This is a genomic window from Bacillus sp. mrc49 (assembly GCF_002803435.1).
In genome coordinates, this window is sequence record NZ_PHNG01000415.1 from 1 (window position 1) to 308 (window position 308).

Annotated in this window: 1 protein-coding gene; it reads right to left on the bottom strand. The window is 46.1% G+C overall.

Annotated elements, in window-relative coordinates:
• Positions 1-308, bottom strand: a 308-nt coding sequence (locus CVN76_RS02565; protein WP_269800010.1) for a phosphate acyltransferase, incomplete at both ends; no start/stop codon positions are given.

Sequence of the window (308 nt, forward strand, 5' to 3'; positions counted from 1 at the left end):
GCGCCGCACCGCTTACCATTCCGTGTGCCAATTTCATGTGGACGAGCATCGTTCCGAAATAGTTCTCATCCATTAACATTTCACGTGCTTGTTCGACTGTCGCTTTACCGGCACGGACCTTTACAAACGCTTCTACCATTTCATCCATCATGATGTAATTCTTCGGATCATATATTTCGACTGCATCAAGGGCGATTTTCAATTCCCTGGCTTTATCGGAAATCAATTCGATATCCCCGATCAATACAGGTGTAACCAGTTTTGCTTTTGCAAGCCTGCCTGCGGCTCCCAAAATCCGTTCATCCGAA